Source organism: Corynebacterium sp. HMSC14H10, assembly GCF_001807105.1.
GTDB classification, from domain to species: domain Bacteria; phylum Actinomycetota; class Actinomycetes; order Mycobacteriales; family Mycobacteriaceae; genus Corynebacterium; species Corynebacterium jeikeium_D.
The window spans coordinates 1-1040 of the sequence record NZ_KV787454.1; the positions used below are offsets into that span (position 1 = coordinate 1).

The 1040-nt window shown below is 58.0% G+C and carries 2 protein-coding genes; both read right to left on the minus strand.

All coding sequences use genetic code 11. The features are described from left to right. Positions 1-59: 59 nt before the first annotated feature. Complete coding sequence (locus HMPREF3135_RS11035) at positions 60-341, minus strand: GNAT family N-acetyltransferase (RefSeq protein WP_042388192.1); 282 nt, start codon at positions 339-341, stop codon at positions 60-62. A gap of 107 nt (positions 342-448) precedes the next feature. Further along, the gene (locus HMPREF3135_RS11040) at positions 449-904 is read right to left on the minus strand and encodes a hypothetical protein (protein ID WP_049190265.1); all 456 of its coding nucleotides are present in this window, start codon (positions 902-904) and stop codon (positions 449-451) included. Between the last annotated feature and the right edge of the window lie 136 nt (positions 905-1040).

The following is a 1040-nucleotide window of genomic DNA, read 5'->3' on the forward strand; positions in this document are numbered from 1 at the left end:
TGCTCTTCCTATCGTGAGCAGCCGGCCGGCTTCTTTGTGCGTTCTTCGCCCTTCAGCGACTAGTCAGCCAGTAGATCCTGGTATTCCGGGTTTTTCTCCACGAAGTTGGCAACAGCGGAGCAGCTGGTGCGAATCTTTCGGTTGTTCTTCCGAACATCATCCAGCGCGCCTGCGATAAGCGGCTTGGACAGGCCTTGTCCACGGAACTTGCCATCTACAACCGTGTGGTCAAAGTCCAGGGCACCTTCCACCGGGGTGTAAGCGGCAAAGCCGGCCTCTTCTCCCTCTACGGTGAGAACATAGCGCTGACCGGCCTCATCATGCGAAATAGTGTGTGCCATTTTCGGAATCACTTCCCTCTCATGGTTGTGAAGCGTCGTCATTGCAAACGACTCTTAGGATGTAACCCAGATAACAGCTCTCGCTTCGGATTAATTCCGAATTCTGGTTAATTCTGCACTAGCGGGGGTTCGCCCGGGTGCTCGTCGGCACGCCCGACAGCGACACGGCACGGGACATCGCCCTTCGCGACCTTGGTCGCAGCCTCCCCCTCTGCCCACCCCGGGCTGACGGCCTCAGCGAGCGGGCCTGCCAGATCCGCCATTTCGCAGTGAGACAGCCCCGGAGCCACCACACTGATGCGGTAACGCTTCCGATCCCCCGGATCCATGCCCGGGTTGGCCTCCGCCCACAAATCAGCGAGCGAAGAGGTGCGCCCCACATCGGGCATGACATCCTCGTAGACGTTGACTTCCTGATCCGGAATCAGTTCCGCGAGCACCCCACGAACCTTCTCAGCAGCCGATTGGCTGCCCTCAGCATCCGTGTAGACGAAGATGCGCACGACCCACGGCAGCGTCTTATCGTGGGACAGCGTTCCTGCTGAGGCGAATTCCTTACTCATGCACAACATCCTATCCGCTAGGGTGTGTACGCGGTTTAATTTCCCCCACTTTAAGGCTTTCGCACGGCTCGATGCACTGTGCTTTACGACGATCCCCGCGACAAACACGGGTTAAGTGACAAAAAGTGTGTCTGAT